At 65.1% G+C, this 15,916-nt stretch carries 13 protein-coding genes; 4 read left to right on the plus strand and 9 right to left on the minus strand.

Going from position 1 to position 15,916, the window contains the following annotated elements:
• Positions 1-5: 5 nt before the first annotated feature.
• The 4 genes from NCT05_RS23740 to NCT05_RS23755 form a co-directional block, all read right to left on the minus strand.
• Positions 6-2,099: a S8/S53 family peptidase gene (locus NCT05_RS23740; RefSeq protein ID WP_250457321.1), complete on the minus strand. Its 2,094-nt coding sequence runs from the start codon at positions 2,097-2,099 to the stop codon at positions 6-8.
• Positions 2,096-3,400 (minus strand): phosphatase PAP2 family protein, encoded by a 1,305-nt coding sequence (locus NCT05_RS23745; protein WP_250503310.1) that lies wholly within the window; start codon positions 3,398-3,400, stop codon positions 2,096-2,098. Before NCT05_RS23745 ends, NCT05_RS23740 begins: the two co-directional genes overlap by 4 nt.
• Positions 3,401-3,437: 37 nt before the next feature.
• Entirely contained in the window at positions 3,438-5,237 is a 1,800-nt protein-coding gene (locus NCT05_RS23750; RefSeq protein WP_250503311.1) for an adenylate/guanylate cyclase domain-containing protein, read from the minus strand.
• A gap of 258 nt (positions 5,238-5,495) precedes the next feature.
• Complete coding sequence (locus NCT05_RS23755) at positions 5,496-6,506, minus strand: LuxR C-terminal-related transcriptional regulator (protein WP_033536286.1); 1,011 nt, start codon at positions 6,504-6,506, stop codon at positions 5,496-5,498.
• A gap of 144 nt (positions 6,507-6,650) precedes the next feature.
• Here NCT05_RS23755 and NCT05_RS23760 point away from each other — a divergent pair, with 144 nt between their 5' ends.
• Positions 6,651-8,276 (plus strand): ABC transporter substrate-binding protein, encoded by a 1,626-nt coding sequence (locus NCT05_RS23760; protein WP_250503312.1) that lies wholly within the window; start codon positions 6,651-6,653, stop codon positions 8,274-8,276.
• Positions 8,277-8,291: 15 nt separating this feature from the next.
• Here NCT05_RS23760 and NCT05_RS23765 read toward each other — a convergent pair whose 3' ends face one another.
• Positions 8,292-8,669: a DUF3331 domain-containing protein gene (locus NCT05_RS23765; protein ID WP_008348391.1), complete on the minus strand. Its 378-nt coding sequence runs from the start codon at positions 8,667-8,669 to the stop codon at positions 8,292-8,294.
• A gap of 398 nt (positions 8,670-9,067) precedes the next feature.
• Here NCT05_RS23765 and NCT05_RS23770 point away from each other — a divergent pair, with 398 nt between their 5' ends.
• The 3 genes from NCT05_RS23770 (at position 9,068) to NCT05_RS23780 (ending at position 11,790) form a co-directional block, all read left to right on the plus strand.
• Positions 9,068-9,415 carry a DUF4148 domain-containing protein gene (locus NCT05_RS23770; protein WP_250503313.1) on the plus strand — a complete coding sequence of 116 codons (348 nt, stop codon included), beginning with the start codon at positions 9,068-9,070 and terminating at the stop codon, positions 9,413-9,415.
• 28 nt (positions 9,416-9,443) lie between these two features.
• A complete protein-coding gene (locus NCT05_RS23775; protein ID WP_175981129.1) occupies positions 9,444-10,226 on the plus strand; it encodes an alpha/beta hydrolase in 783 nt (260 codons plus the stop codon).
• Between the two features lie 151 nt (positions 10,227-10,377).
• The gene (locus tag NCT05_RS23780; RefSeq protein WP_033536287.1) at positions 10,378-11,790 is read left to right on the plus strand and encodes an HdeD family acid-resistance protein; all 1,413 of its coding nucleotides are present in this window, start codon (positions 10,378-10,380) and stop codon (positions 11,788-11,790) included.
• A 12-nt stretch (positions 11,791-11,802) separates the two neighbouring features.
• On the opposite strand, the gene NCT05_RS23785 is transcribed toward NCT05_RS23780, so the two are convergent.
• From NCT05_RS23785 to NCT05_RS23800, 4 genes are all read right to left on the minus strand, one after another.
• Positions 11,803-13,038: an NYN domain-containing protein gene (locus NCT05_RS23785; RefSeq protein ID WP_250503314.1), complete on the minus strand. Its 1,236-nt coding sequence runs from the start codon at positions 13,036-13,038 to the stop codon at positions 11,803-11,805.
• 80 nt (positions 13,039-13,118) lie between these two features.
• A complete protein-coding gene (locus NCT05_RS23790) occupies positions 13,119-13,514 on the minus strand; it encodes an SRPBCC family protein (RefSeq protein ID WP_008348401.1) in 396 nt (131 codons plus the stop codon).
• Between the two features lie 13 nt (positions 13,515-13,527).
• Positions 13,528-15,228: a DNA-binding protein gene (locus NCT05_RS23795; RefSeq protein WP_250503315.1), complete on the minus strand. Its 1,701-nt coding sequence runs from the start codon at positions 15,226-15,228 to the stop codon at positions 13,528-13,530.
• A 270-nt stretch (positions 15,229-15,498) separates the two neighbouring features.
• Entirely contained in the window at positions 15,499-15,807 is a 309-nt protein-coding gene (locus tag NCT05_RS23800; RefSeq protein WP_008348405.1) for a DUF4148 domain-containing protein, read from the minus strand.
• Positions 15,808-15,916 lie beyond the last annotated feature (109 nt).

Here is a 15,916-nt window from a genome sequence, read left to right on the forward strand (position 1 = left end):
GGGCGTCAGCGGTCTTCGATGTCCGTCGGCGGCGTTTTCACGATGCCCGCGCCGACGTTGCCCTGCGACACGCGCCGGCCCCGCTCGTCCGCGTCGAGCTTGCGGCCTTGCTCGGTGACGCCGGCGGACGTGATCGTCTGCAACGTCGCCTTGTTGCGCGTGTCTTGACGGGGCGTCGTCGAAAAGGTGGCGCCCTGGGGCGGCGACACCGCGATCTTGCGCAGGATTTGCGGCGCGGCGGCGCTCGTGCCCTCGAACGCAAGCGCCGAGCCGCTGCGCGTGCCCGCCGCCATCACGCCTTTGCGGATGATCGAGCGATCCGATACGGCGGCCACGTCGGGCCCGGCGCGATCGGGCGGCTTGCCCGCGCGGTCGAAGCCCGACGAGGAGTACGGCGCGGTGGCCAGGTCCTGCTTGCGATAGCCGCCGACGACGCACGTCTGAAAGCCCGTCGCGATCGAACTGAGCGTGCCCTCGCGACGGATCCAGCTCGGCGGATTGGGGCCGTCGTAGTCCTGTGGCGCGGTGTATTTGTCGAAGCGCACGTAAGCATCGTCGTCGAAGCGGGACTGGCGTCCGCGTACGGGGAAGCCGAAGGGCGTCTCGTTGCGCTGCACCCAGGCTTGGACTTCGATGTCACTGTTCTGGTTGGCATTCTTCAGCTCGATCATCCAGTCGCCGCTCGGCGCGGGACGCCGGTTCGGGTCGCGCGTCATCGTCGGCGCGAGCGCGACGAGAATCATCGGCGGTTTGCCGCGCGCGCCGCGGCCGAGATGCACGACCGTGCACAGGCGCTCGCTGCCGAGCGTCCAGGCGGCGACGCTGCCGGGCTGGATTCCCGCGCTCGCGCCGCCGCCGGGCGGCCGCACCGCGACTTCGATGTTCGAATCTCCGATATCGGGCAGCCAGATTTCGACGAAACTCGGCGTCAGACACTCGGGCAACACGCGCCAGCGCAGTTCTTTTGTCGCGTCCTTTGCGATGGACAGCGTGCCGTGACAGCGGTCGAGATTGCTGTTGCCCGCCGGGAGCGTGATCGAGCAGGCTTGCGTTTGCGAGAGCTCGTCCATCGCGCATTCGAGCATCGACGTGCCGTCGTGCGGACCGGCGAAATAGCCATAGCTCATATTGATGAACGCGCGGCTCACATCGCCGGCGATGTCCCGCGTGCGCGCGATGATGTAGCGCAACGCATCGAGCGCCTGCGCGTCGAGCCAGAGGCCGGACGTGTCGCGCACGGTCCGGCCCGGCTGACGGAATTGCACGGCGACCAGTTCGGGCGGCGGATCCGGCGCTCGATTCGGATTCGGCGCCGAAAGATCGGGCCGCCGCAAATCGACGCCCGCGGCGAGGTCCAGCGTCGCGGTGCCGTGCGTCCATCCGCGGGCGAGCGCCGTCGCGCCCGCATCGCGATAGAGCGCCTCTTCGTCGATGACGCCGTCGCGCCGCGCGTCGTTCATCCGCTTGTGAATGTCCGCCGAGAGGAACTCGCGCCCGTATCCGAGCCCTTGCGCGTCGTTGGCCGGATCGTCCTGATTCCAGAAACAGCGCACGCGCGAGTCCGTGCCGGCCGCATCGGCGTAAAAATGCGCGTGCGCGAACGCGATGGCGTCGTCGCATGCGCCGACCACGACGACCTTGGGCGCGCCATGGCGACGCGGCGCGTGAGCGAGCTTGTCCTGATTCGTGACCGGCACGGGATCGCTGCGCGGCGGCTCGCCGGCCAGCACCGGCATCGCGAGCGTGAAGCGCTCGATCATGCCGGCGAGATCGGTCTTCAGATGATCGAGAAACGCCGCCGTCACGAATGCGGTGCAAAAGCGCGTGTTTTCGAGACCCGCGGCCGGATGACGATAGAGCGCCGACATCCATATCCCGCTCTTGCCCTGCACCGTCTCGGCGAGCTTGCGCGCCGTCGTGCCCTGCGCCGTCTCGATGGCGATCGGCACGAAGCCCGGCGGCGGGCCGCCCAGGTCTGCGAATCGCGTGAGAACGGCCCACACGAGGTATGGATCGGCGCGCGTTACGCCCAGCACGCCGGCTTCGGTTTCGTCCAGCAGCGGCGTGGCATCCGAATGGACCTGCCAGATCGCGTTCATGTCGGCACGCGATTTCCGCTCAAGCCCTTGCCGTTCCACTCGTTCTTCGCCTCGTTCCATAGCCAGGCGAGAATCGGCGAGCCTGCGCCCGTCGGCTTCGGCTTGCCGAGCCAGATATGCGGGTAATCGGGCGACACCATCGTCGGCGGATCGGACTGCTGCGCGGCGGTGGCGTTGGCGGGCCAGAGGAGCGGCTCCTGATCGTTGAAGTCCTCTTCGCCGTCGAACTGGTCGCCCCGGAACGTGCGCGGCGTGAAGGTGCCCCGATCGCCGTCAATCTTGCAGCGATGCACGAAATACTCCGCGAGCGTCGTCCCGAGCAGATGCCCCGCCGCCGTGTCCACCGGGAAGTGCACGCCCGCGATCGTGCGGTTGAGCGCGACGCGCCGCGCCTGCGCGTAAAGCTGCGTGTGCAGCGCCGTCGACGGCTGCGCGCCGGTCGCCATCGGCGCGTTGCGTAAATCTCGGAAGAAATCGTTCATCACGCCCGCGACGATGTACGCCTGCGTCGAATGTCCGCTCGGCAGCGAGCCGTGGCCGGGCGTCGGGATCATCGGCTGAACTTGCGGCGAATAGTCGATCGCGCGGCTGCACGCGAGCGCGTGCTTGAAACGCATTTCCACGGCGATCGCGAAACGCACCGCCGTCGCGAGCAGTTCGAGCGTCTTCGGCGTGCGCTGCGGACTCAGGAAAAGAATCGAGCTCCAGAAGGCTGCTTGCGGTCCCATCTGCAGCAGCGTTTCGTTGGCCCGTTCGGCGCGCAGGTCGGAGTAGCGATCCATGAACGTGAGCTGCTTGACGAACACGTCCTTGCCCGGCCGATGCATCTGAACGATCAGCTTGGGCGGATCGAACTTGGGCGCGGTGTCGTTCGGGTCGATCCTGAAACCGCGATCCCACAGCGTCACGCCGGTCCCGCCAGCCTCCTCTTCCGCATCCTTTGGCGAGAGCGTGAAGGCGAGATTCGACACCAGTTCGAAGTCGAACACGCTCGCCCGCACCCAGTCGTCCCAGCGCCAGAGCTGGCCGTTGTCGTCGAGATTGCGAACGGGATTGCCGTTCGCGTCCGTCCGGAATTCGTCCTCTTCGGGATTGATCCCAAACGGCTGACCCGGCTGCCACGGCCCGCAGATGCCGTCGCGATGGCCGATGAGACCCATCGTCTGCGATTCGGCGCCGCCGAGCATGTCGGCGCTGCCGACTCCGCCGACGCCTCCCACTCCCCCGACGCCGCCCACGCCACCGACGCCGCCCACGCCACCGACACCACCTACGCCGCCCACTCCGCCGAGAGTCGCCATTTGTTCACCTCTTTGCTTCGTCAGGAATGCCTGCGGGCTACTGCAACGGCAAACCCGCGCGCCGCAGCGCGTCCGACCAGATGCGGCCCGTCTCGAACGCCGCGCTCGGCGAACGCTCCAGAAAGCCGCGCACGGTGAGATGCGGCTCGATCGCGAGCACCTTGCGGATCGTGAGCCGCGCATCGTCGACGAGACCGAGTTCCGCCTGCGCGATCGCGAGCGCGCGCAAGGTCGACGTGTTATTCGGCCCGTTGCGCAGCGAATGCTCCGCGAGTTCGATCACGCGCTCGTACTGGCGCGCGGAAAGCGCCGCCGTCGCGCAGAGCGACTCGTAGAAACTCTTCAGCGGGTCGAGCGGCGAGAGCGCGAGCGCATGTCCCGTCGCCGCGACGGCTTCGTCGCCCTCGCCCTTGAATGCATGAAGCGTTCCCTTGAGCAGCCACGCGAGCGAATCGTTGGGATTCGCCTCCAGCGCGCGCTCGTAGCAATCCTCGCCGGCATCGAGCTGCTTGAGCAGATTCGTGCGGACGAAACCTTCGACCGCGAGCGCCATCGACGAGCGCGAATCGGCGTCGAGCGCGCGCCGCGAGCAGGCGAGCGCGGAATGCGCCTCGCCGACGCGGTCCGTCGTCCAGCCGCGATTGAAGCGCAGCACATGCCATTTCGCGAGCCATGCGTAAGGCGTCGCCTGGCCGCGCGCGCGTTCCGCGAGCACGTCGAGCATCTGGCCGGCGCGCTCGAATTCGTCGCGCACGCCGCGATGCATCAGCGCAATCGAGCCGAGCAGCAAGGTCGAGCTTTCGAGCGTCGGCAGCGACTGGCTGCGCGTGCGTTCGAGCTCGTGCGACACGATCCGCGTGCTAACCGACGTATGAATGTGCGCGACGAGCGTGCTTTCGCCCGCGATGACGGCGTCGATGCTGTCGGTGAGCGTTTCGCCCCAGACGACGCAAGCGAGTTTGGTATCGGCGAGTTCGACGGCGAGCACGATCTTGCCGCCATGCGTGCGATACGCGCCCGACAGCACGTAGCGCGCATCGAGCAGCGCGCCCGCCTGCGACGCGTTCGCGCTCCGGTCACGCAACGCGCTCGTGGATAGCCGAGAGATCACGCGCAGTTCGTCGCTGCCCGAGAGACCGATGATGATGTCGTCGGCGAGAATCTCCCCGAGCACGTCATGGCTCGCGTCGAGGCAGCGCGACGCGAACGGAATCACCGCGATCGAAGGCCGCAGCACCGCCGCGCCGATGGCGTTAGGCGCGATCACCGGACGCGGCCCCGGTCCGCCGAGACGGAACGCGTGCACCGGATGCGCCAGATGCCGCAGATGACACTCGCCGAGATCCTCGATGCACGCGTCGAAAACGCCCGCGAGCCGCGCCTGCACGCAATCCGACATCACGATTTCGCCGGGTCCGGCGAGGTTGTAGAGACGCGCGGCCAGATTCACGCCGCGTCCGTAGACGTCGCGCTCGTCCGCGAAAAGCTCGGTCTCGTGCAGACTCTCGCGCAACATGAGCGGCTCGGCCGCGGCGTTGCCGTCGCCGCGATCGGCCGCGCTCGCCCTGCACGCCGCCTGAATGTCGAGCGCGCAACGCGCCGCCGGCAACGCGTGCTCGAACAGCATCATGAGGCCGTCGCCTTCGGTGCGGATCAGCCGCCCCTGATGCTCCGGCACGATGCGGTTTTCAATGACCGCGCGCAGATTGCGCCAGCGCGCGGCCGTTCCCGCTTCGTCCGCTTCGGCGAGCCGGCACGACTCGACGAGATCGGCGAACAGGATCGTACGCACGACGCGTTGCAACACATTGGCCGTACCGGCAAGTTCCGCGTTCATACTTTCAAGACCGATCGACGGCGCGTCCGTTCGATAACGGATGGCCCATGCTCTCACCGAGGGATCGCATCAAGCGCAGCAGGACGGCAGACGCGGGTCTCGCGCGGTGTTTGATGATGATTTGAATGGCCGCGACGCCCGGCATCTTTTACTCGCGTCCGATGTTTCGGGTCACGAAATGTCTGCCGCACACCATAACGTAGTCATTGCATCGGTGAATAGCAAGGCGCCTTTTCCGCACTATGTACGGAAGCGTTCCTAAGCGCCTCGATCCTTGTCGGCCTGCAGCCGGCTCGCGATGAGCTGGACCAGATAAAGCGCGAATTCGGGCTCCTGATAGTAGAGCCGAATGGCATCGGCGGCGGAAACGGTTCGCATCTCGCAGTCCGTCTTGCAGATCACCGTCGACGTGCGCCGATGCTCCGGCGAAAAGAGCCCGATTTCGCCGAGCACCGTGCCCGCGCCCAGTTCGATGCCGAGCTCCGAAAGCCGCACCGTGCCCTTCTCGACGTAGAACATCTGGCCGCTCGGATCGCCTTTGCGAAACAGCACTTCGCCGGGCCGGAAACGCTGGCTTTCCATTCTGGCGAGCAGGCGCGCGACCGGAAGCTGACCGCTGATGGCGTGATCGACCTGCGTCTCGCGGATCTTCGCCATGCGCGCCGCAACCGCGCTCGCTTCGCCACGGCTCGATACGTTCAGCGCCTTGAATATCGTCGTGAGATGCGTCTTGACCGTGGCCTCGGCGACATCGAGTTCGCGCGCGATCGTCTTGTTGGAGCGTCCGCGAGCGAGCAGCGCGAGCACTTCGAGCTGACGCGGCGTCAGATGCAGGTTCGGGTCCGGCGCGACGTTTCCGGACGGCATGCGCAATTCGCTTCTCTCCGACGAAAGCAGCGAGCGCGGCAGCGAAACGCCGCCTGCCAGCACGAGGCCGATCGCACCAAAAAGAAGCTCTGCCGAAGCGGATTTCTCGACACATCCCGCGACGCCCGTCGCGATCAGTTCATCGACTTGCTCGCGCGTGGCCATGCTCAACAGCACGATCACGGGCGTCGTTCCGACACGTTCGCGCGCGGCGTCGAGTTGCGCGCGGACATCGTTCAGACGATCGCCGTCCATGACGATGCAATCGGGCTTGCGTTCGTCCGGCCATCGATCGGGAAGACGGTCGGCCGCGTGCACTTCGGCATCCTGCGCGAATCCCCGCAGGAGCGCCGCGACGCCCTCGCGAAACAGCCCCGCCGGTCCGGTCAACAGTATCTTCATGCGATGCATGCTATACCGACTCGCGCGCTCATGCGCGATGGTCGAACGTTCGTCATGCGAAGCGCGCATGCCGTGCGCAAATTGTAAGAGCGTGCTGCGCTGCCTATACTGCATTCGCCATCGGCACACTGCGAGGCCACGCATATGACAGGCAAAAGCAAGCACGCATGGCGGGCGATTCATGCGCTGCTGGTCGCGCAAGCCTGCATCGCCGATTTCGCCGCCGCGCAGCAGCGCGTGCCCGACAAAAGCCTCGTGTACTGCTCCGAAGCCAGCCCCGCCGGATTCGACGATGCGCAATTCACGTCGTCGATCGAAGCGAGCGCGGCGGGCTATACCGTCTACAACCGGCTCGTGGAGTTCGATCGGGAAAACGGCGATATCGAGCCGGGGCTCGCGCAGTCGTGGGAACGCTCGCCGGATGGCCTTCAATACACGTTTTATCTGCGCCACGGCGTCAAGTTTCATACGACTGGCTACTTCACGCCGACGCGCGAATTCAACGCCGACGACGTCGTGTTCACGTTCGAGCGCATGCGCGATGCACAGCATCCGTTTCGCCGCGCTTATCCCGTGTCGTTTCCGTATTTCCGCGACCTCGGTCTCGCGACGAACATCGAGCGCATCGACGCGCCCGATCCCTATACGGTGCGCTTCACGCTCGCACGAATCGATGCGCCTTTCCTGCAGAAAATGGCGATGCCCTTCGCGTCGATACTCTCGCGCGAATACGCCGACAAGCTGCTCGCCGCGGGCCGCGCGAGCGACATCAACTGGCATCCGGTCGGCACCGGTCCTTTCGTGTTTATCGACTACGCGAAAGACGCGACGATCCGCTTCGCGGGCAACACGCAATACTGGAAGGCGAACATCGTCCGGCTGAAATCGCTGACGTTCGCGATCACCACCGATCCGATGGTGCGCCTGCAAAAGCTCAGGCAGGGCGAATGTCAGGTGATGAGCTATCCGCGTCCCGCCGACATCGCGTCGATCAGGAAAGACGCGCGCCTGCAAGACGTGAATCAGCCGGGCTTCAATCTGGGCTATCTCGCCTACAACACGTCCAGAGCGCCGCTCGACGACGTGACCGTGCGCCGCGCGCTCGACATGTCGATCGACAAGCACGCGATACTCGACGCCGTCTATCAAGGCACCGCGCGCGCCGCAACCAATCCGATGCCGCCGATGCAATGGGGCTACGACTTCGGCATTCGCGACGCGCCGTACGATCCGGCACGCGCGAAAGCGTTGCTCGCGCAAGCGGGTCACGCGAACGGACTCAAACTCAGGCTATGGGCGATGCCGGTGCAACGCGCGTACAACCCGAACGCGCGGCTCATGGCGGAGATGATTCAGGCGGACTGGGCGAAGATCGGCGTGCAGGCGGAGATCGTCACGTACGAAATGGGCGAGTACGTACGCCGTGCGCGCGCCGGCGAGCATGACGCGCTACTCATCGGATGGAGCGGCAATTATGGCGATCCGGACGACTGGCTCGGCGTGCTCCTCGGCTGCGACGCCGTGAAGGGCGGCAACTTCGCGAAGTGGTGCTACAAGCCCTACGACGATCTCATCAAGGAAGCGCGGGCCACGCTCGATATCGATGCACGCACCGCGCGCTATCAGCAAGCGCAGAGAATCTTCAAGGAACAGGTTCCGTTCACGCCGATTGCGCACGCGACCGTTTATCAGCCGGTCGCGCGCAATGTGACGGGCTTCAGGATCGATCGATTCGGCATGACGCGTTTCTGGGGCGTCGGCATCGACTGATTTCGTCTGACGAGTTCAGGACGGTGTCAGCTCATCGAGCACCGACGCGAGAATCATCGCGCCCGCATTGCCCGGAACCGGACGCGGATTCGGCGCATAAACACGATCGCCGCGACGAATCTCGACGCCGCTCATCGCGCATACGCCGACGGTGCGCGCGCGCATCGCACGCCACACCTGATCGCCATAACAGCAGCGCGTCGAGTCGCGCCATTCGATCGTCGCCGTCGTGCTCGATGGCCGCTCGATCAGCTTTACCGCGACGCGTTGATCGCCGCCTTGCGCGAAAGGACGCCTCGGCGAAGGCGCTTCGAAGCTCGCGCCATCACTCAACGATGTCAGCAGGAAGATCGTTCGCGCCCACGGATCGAGGGCGAGTGCAGCTTCAGCCATGTTCGGCTCCTTGTCGAAGAAATGCGTGGAATCGGCATCGCCACTCCAAGGTAATGAAACCGAAATCGCGCGCCAACTGCCCGATGGTTGCGCCGGCCTATATCAAGGTTTAATGCGCGCGGCGGCTGCGCCCGCGAAAACTAACACCTTCGTATGAGCGCATCAGACAGACGGCTGGATTCACGGCGCGCACGCCACGCGAACGTTTAATCGATGCATAGAAGGTTGGTGCACGCACGCTCCTTCGTAGGTGTAGTCGAGCCGTTCCGTGGCCGATACAGTGTCGTCAAGGTCGAAACGCGAACGCAGACCAACGGCCTTATCGAGGGAAACCGAAGAACATCCATTATTTCGGATACCCGATCAATCGCATCACTCAATCCACCTTGGAGTCGATCATGAACAAGTACCTCGTCAGCCTCTCTCTCGTTGTCGCCACGCTCGCCGCGCCCGCGATCGCATTCGCGCAATCGAACAGCCCCGTTACGCGCGCTCAAGTCCGCGCCGATCTCGTCGCCGTCGAGCAAGCCGGCTATAACCCCGCGATTGCGAGCGATCCGTATTACCCCGCGGACATTCAGGCAGCGGAAGGCAAAATCGCCGCGCAACACACCGACGCATCGCAAGCGTATGGCGGCGTACGGACCGGCACGAGCGCATCGGCAGCGAGCGCGTCGAAGCATGCCGCGATGAACAACGCGTGCGTCGGTCCGGCCGACTTCTGCCAGCCGTTCTTCGGCAGCTGATCCATCGTTCGCACTAGCGGAGTCTTTCATGAAGCGAATTTTGCAAGTCGCGTCGGCACTGGCGTTATCGGCTGGCGTGTTGGCATCGGCGAATGTATCCGCGCAAACGCATGCGCCGATCAAGAACATCGTCCTCGTGCATGGCGCATGGGTCGACGGCTCGGGATGGAAGCCGGTCTACGACATCCTGACGCGCGACGGCTATCACGTCACGATGGTGCAGGAGCCACTCACCTCGCTCGACGCGGACGTCGCCGCGACCAAGCGCGTGCTCGACCTGCAGAACGGTCCGACGATTCTCGTCGGTCATAGTTACGGCGGGTCGGTCATCACGGAAGCGGGCGTGCATCCGAACGTCGCCGGGCTCGTCTATGTCGCGGCGCATGCGCCGAACGTCGGCGAGGACGAAGGCGCGCTCGGCAAGAAGACGCCGAGCTTCCTCGCGAAGCAGACGAACGCCGTCGAAAAGACCGCGGACGGCTACACGTATCTGAATCCCGCCGTCTTCCCGAAAGACTTCGCCGCCGATCTTCCGCTCAGGCAAGCGACGTTCGAATCGCGCTCGCAGATCCTGACTGCGGCGCAAGTCTTCACGACGCCGCTCTCCGCCGCGGCGTGGACGACGAAACCGAGTTGGGGCATCGTGGCGGGCGGCGACAAGATCATCAATCCGGATCTCGAACGCTGGTACTACGAACGCGCGCACAGTCACATCACGGTCATTCCGGGCGCGAGCCATTCCGTGTACGAATCGAAGCCGCAGCAGGTCGCGGCCGTGATCGAAGATGCCGCGAAGCATGCGGTGCAGTAGGTGAAAATCGCGCGGCGTCGTGCAGCACGCATGACGCCGCGCGCATTCGTCTGGGGTTTGCGCTTCTTGCCGTATCCGCCGTCCATGGCTTATATAGTGTGTGGCCGCGCGTGTCGCGCACGAGGCGTCGAATGACCAGACGGAGGAAGCGATGGTTCGGCTCGTGATGATTCTTCTCGGCGTCGACTATCTGCGCACGCGCTGGCGCTCGGTGATGACGCTCGGCCTGCTCAGCATCGCGCTCGGCGGCGTCATCTTCATCGACGCGCTCGACGGTTCCCTGTACTTTCCCATCGTCCCCTTCGTGCTGCTGATGCTGCTCGAAGGCCTCGCCACGCTGGCCGTCGCGTGGACCGGCATGGGCGGCCAGCGCAAGCTGCGCTACGTGAAGGGCGCGACTTTCTGCCTCTCGGCGCTGCTCGTGCTGTTCGGCGGCGAGCACGGCAATTTCGTGCTGTCGCTCATCTTCGGCACGCTTTTTCTCGTCGATGGCGCGCTCCAGATCATTTCCGCGCGCGTGGTCCGCTTTCGCAAATGGCGTATCGCGATGGCGGGCGGCGTGCTCGAGATCGCCATCGCGATCTTCTTCTATCAGCCGTATCCGGATCACTATGCGGGCACGGTCGCGTATTGCGTCGCGTTCGGGCTTTTCTTCGGCGGCTGGAACATGATCCTGCTCGCAGCGCGCGTGCGGCGCATGGCGGCGAATCCCGCCGTCGATGACGGTGCAACCCACTCCGCTCACGACGACGCGAAGCCCGCCGCGCCATCGTTCGCAGGCGCGGTCTGGGACGGCCCGCCCGCGCCCGGCGAAGCCGCGCTGACGGTGCATGTGTGGACGCCCGTCGGCACGGCGAAGTCGCAACCGCGCAGGCAATTGATCATCGATCGCTATATCGCCGCCGTCGACAGGAACGGCACGATCTCGACCGGCCATGCGGCGCTGGAGACGCCCGAGGGCGTGTACATCAGCCTCTATCCGGCGGTCGAAATCGACCGGTCGCCGGACGAATTCTCACGCACCTTGCGCGCGACGCGCGAGAACGACGTGCCCGGCCTCTTTCAGCCGGACTACGAAACGGAATCGAAGGCGTGGTGTCCGTCGACGCAGCAGGTGCGTATCCGCAATTACGATCCGGCGCGGCTCGCGCGCTTCTGGCAGGAGTATCGGCGCGACACGACGTACAACCTCACGTACCGCAACTGTTCGAGTTCCGTGGCGCGGGCGCTGGAAGCGGCGATCGAAGGCGCGTCGGCGCGCGTGTGGGGCAAAGGCGGCGGATGGAAGCCGCTCGTGCGTATCATGACGACGCCCGAGTTGTGGGTCGCCGCGCAAGTTCGCAAACGCGCTGCGACGATGGCCTGGACGCCCGGCCTCACGCTCGACTATGCGCGCGCGCTCAGCATGCTCGCGGACCCGCGTCACTCGGGCTGGGTGAAGATGGCGCGCATCGCGGTCGCGACGATGTATCGCTCGCGGCAGCGCTGGCGCGCCGAAGAGCACGCCGCCGTGCGCGTTCAAGAGCAAGATGCGTCGGCGACGGCGGAGCAGCGTACCGGCTGACGCGCCGTGGCATCACGATTCGACCGGCTTGTCGGCAGTCTTGCGCGAGCGGTTGCCCCGCGCTGACGGCTTGCGCGATGGCTTCTCCGCCTTCGCTTCGGCATCGGGCTCGGCGACGGGCGCGGCGCTTTCATGCGGCACGTCGGCGGCGGCGCTTCGTTTCGCCGCGGTCTTGCGCGACCGGCGCGGCGCGGCGGGCTTTTTCGGTGCAGGCTCGGGAGTGGGCGCGTGTTCCTGCGACGGCTCGGGCGTTTCGACCTCGACGGGCGCCGGCGCTTCTTCGACGACGAACACAGGTTCGGGCGCCGCCACGCGTGCAGACTTTCTCCCGCCGCGTTTCTCCTTGCGCCGGCCGTTCGCCGCTCCCTCGTGTTCTTTAGCGGGCGCGACCGCTGGCGGCTCGCTCGGTCTCACGTCCATCGGCGCGACCTGAGCCGTGTGAGCAGAACGAAACACGAACGCGCCGGATTTATCGTCGCGGCCGACTTCAAGCAGACCGCGAGATTGCGCTTCGTCGAGCAGATTGCCGAACGCGCGAAAGCCGTATTGCGTCTCGCTGAAACCCGGCTTGCGGCGCTTGATGGCGCTCTTCAGCACCGATGCCCAGATCTTGCCGCTCTCGCCGCGTTCCGATGCGAGCGCCTCGAAGGTCTCGACGGTAATCGCGATCGCGTGCGACTTGCGCGATTCCATCTCCTGCTTCGGTTGCCGCTCTTCGTCGGACGCGCGCTTCGCATCGCGCTGTTCGCGCTTGGCGATGGCGCGTTGCTGCTCGCGCACGAGGTCGTCGTAGAAGATGAACTCGTCGCAGTTCGCGACGAGCAGATCCGACGTCGATTGCTTCACGCCCACGCCGATGACTTTCTTCGCGTTCTCACGCAGTTTCGACACGAGCGGCGAGAAGTCCGAATCGCCGCTGATGATGACGAACGTATCGACGTGCGCTTTCGTGTAGCAGAGATCGAGTGCATCGACGACGAGACGGATATCGGCGGAATTCTTGCCGGACTGACGCACGTGCGGAATCTCGATCATCTCGAAGCTGGCCTCGTGCATCGCCGATTTGAAGCCCTTGTAGCGGTCCCAGTCGCAATAAGCCTTTTTGACGACGATGCTTCCCTTCAGCAGCAGGCGTTCGAGCACGGGTCTGATATCGAATTTTTCGTACTTCGCATCGCGAACGCCGAGCGCGACGTTCTCGAAGTCGCAGAACAACGCCATGCTGACGCTTTCCTGAGGTCCAGCCATATGGTTCTCCAGCCCGTGCGGCATGTTTGGAATGACCACATGATAGCTTGCCGGCGTTGACTGGAAGGGATACGCGAAAATCAGCGCTTGCCGTAACGGGCCGCAAGCGCGGCGAGATCGCGGCGGACCCAGTCGGCGTCGGCGGCGAATGTGTCATCGGACATGCCGGGCTGGCGGAACAGCGTGAGCGCGATATCGGCGCCCGCGCCGTTCTGATACACGCGCAACGGAACGTAGACCTCGCCGCCATCCGGCAGACCGACGCGATGATCCATGATTCCGAACGCGTTGTGCTCGGTGAAGCGGATCGTCACTTCGCCTGCCGGACCGCGTGCGCGCCAGTGATCGCCCATGTCTTCGAGCGTCGACTGCGCCAGTCCGGACGCCCACGTCGGGAAGACTTCCGGACGCCAGATCGCGTCGTAAAGCTCGCGCCAGTCGCGATCGACGGTGACGGTGAGGGTCCGCGTATGCATCGTCACGCCGATGTCACGTTTCGATCTTCGACATCACCGCCGTGGCCGGATCGTAGCGATAGCCCTTCTGCGCGAGCTGTTGCGCCATCTTGTCGCCGATCAGCTTCTGCTGCGCCTCGCGGAACACGAGCTCGTGATCGGGCTTCAGGCGCTCCAGTTCGACCGCGAGCCGCCGCATCAGCGCGACCTCGCCGGTGCTGCGGGCATCGATGAAAAGGATCTTCTCGTTCGCCACGTCGAGGCGCTGGCGCAGGTCCTTCGCGTACGTGACCCACTGCTCGGCATTGGCGCGAAGGTCGTCGTAGGCCTTCGAATGCGCCTTCGCCTGCGCCGCCACCTGACGCTGCAGCGATGCCAGCTCGGACTCGTCGCCCTGCTCCTTTTCGACGAGACGCTTCGCGAGATCGGTCGCGTTTCTCTCGGCGGCTTCGGCGCGTTCGCGCAACGCGTTGACATCGTTCGATACGCGCGCGAGTTCCGCGCCCTGCTCGGCCTTTTCTTCCATCAGCGCGCTGACCTGCTTGCGGGCTTCGTCCAGCTCGGCGCCGATGCGCTCGGCATGTTCCCGCTGCGCAGAAACTTCCGCGCCGCGCGCAGCCGCGCTTTCGCGCTCCGCTGCCAGTGCGCTGCGCGCGTCGTTCAGTTCCGCTTCCAGCGCGGCGATGCGGGCGAGGTTTTCGCTCGCCTGCGCTTCGGCGGCCTGCGCGCGCGTATGCGCCGCGTTGAGGTCCTGCAACAGGCGCTCGGCTTCCGCCGATTTTTCCTGCGATACGAGGCCAAGCGCTTCATGCTGCTGACGCGCCTGATCGCGCTCCTCGGCGATGCGCGCGAGTTCTTCATCCTTGGCCGCAAGCGACGCGCTCAACTGCTCGTGCTGCTGACGCGCCTGATCGCGCTCTTCCGCGATACGCGCGAGTTCTTCATCCTTGCCCGCAAGCGACGCGCTCAATTGCTCGTGCTGCTGCCGTGCCTGATTGCGCTCCTCAACGATGCGCGCAAGCTCCTCGTCCTTGCCCGCAAGCGACGCATGCAGATTCGCCTGCTGCTCGCGTGCCTGATCGCGCTCTTGCGCGATGCGCGCGATGTCCTCGTCCTTGGCCGCCAGCGCCGCGTTCAGCGCTTCTTTCGCCCGCCGCTCTTCTTCGAGCGATGCGTTCACGGTTTCCAATTGGGCCCGCTCCGCCGACGCGCGCTGCGCCGCTTCCTCGATGCGCGTCTCGGCGGTCTGCGCGCGTATCGTGGCTGCATCGGCCTCTTCGCGCAGTCGCACGACCGATTCCTCGGACGCCCGCAATGCGCTCAGCATTTCCATCATTTGCTGGCGGTTCTTCGCGGCCTCGTCGCCGGTCCTCTGGAATTCGGCGAGCGCCTCGTCGCGCTCCGCAAGCGCGGTCGTGAGCCGCTGGCTCACGGCGGACAGCCGCTGTCCGGACATCCGCTCGGTTTCGTCGCGCGAGACGGTCCAAAGCCGCCGCGCGACATTCACGAGCGTCTCGGCAAGGTCGTCGGGCAGTCCGGTCGGCGCCTGCTGCTGCGGCATGTCCGGGGACCGCGCCTCGCGCCAGCGCTGCAGGCCGGCCGCGATGGCGACGACGGAGCCGTTTCCGGCCTCCGCCCAAACCGTCAAGGGAGAAACCTTGCGACCTTCTTCGGTCAGTCGATCGGCGATCGACGCGATTTGCTCGTCGGTGATGTTGTCTACGTCTGTGGGCATAAGCGCCTCGAAAATCAGTGGCGTCGCACTCAAAACACTGCGATACATTGTTACGTTCGGCTAAATCCGCGCGGGGCGGAGATGGATGATACCCATTTTCCGCGCTCGACCAATCGAAGCACGTCGCATGCCGTCGAAAATAGGATTTTGTAGCGAGAGTGTATCGTCTGCGGGACCTTGAAACCGTGGCGTAATACGTTATTGACAGAAACGCGTCGAGCCCGGACGAGCAATTTCGTCCGGGCTTTCTAATTCGTTAAATCGGTGCGATTACGGCTTCGCGAAAACCGGGCCGAGTCCGATGACATCCGTATCCGCCGAACGCGTGCCCGACGCGACGTTGCCGTTCGCCGGCGCGCCGTAAGCCGTCAGGCCCTTCGCGGCGTCCACGCGCGCTTGCGCGGCCTGGATGTTTTGCGGATATTGCGTCTGATCGCTTGCCGGGTCGTAGCCCGCCTTTTCCAGCTCGACGAGTTGCGCACGCACTTCGGCGCGGGTGATCGGCTGATTCGACTGAGCGAACGAAAGAACCGGAAGCGCGACGGCAGCGGCGACGATCAGCGATTGGATGACTTTCATGATTTACCTCCAGTGAATTTTGATGGAAGGCCGTCTTGGCGATTCGCCGTGTGTTGCGAATCGTTCGGCTTGGAGGTATTTGAACTCGCGGACGTATCTGGCTTGTTTC

The sequence above is a fragment of the Caballeronia sp. AZ7_KS35 genome, assembly GCF_023631045.1.
Classification (GTDB): domain Bacteria; phylum Pseudomonadota; class Gammaproteobacteria; order Burkholderiales; family Burkholderiaceae; genus Caballeronia; species Caballeronia zhejiangensis.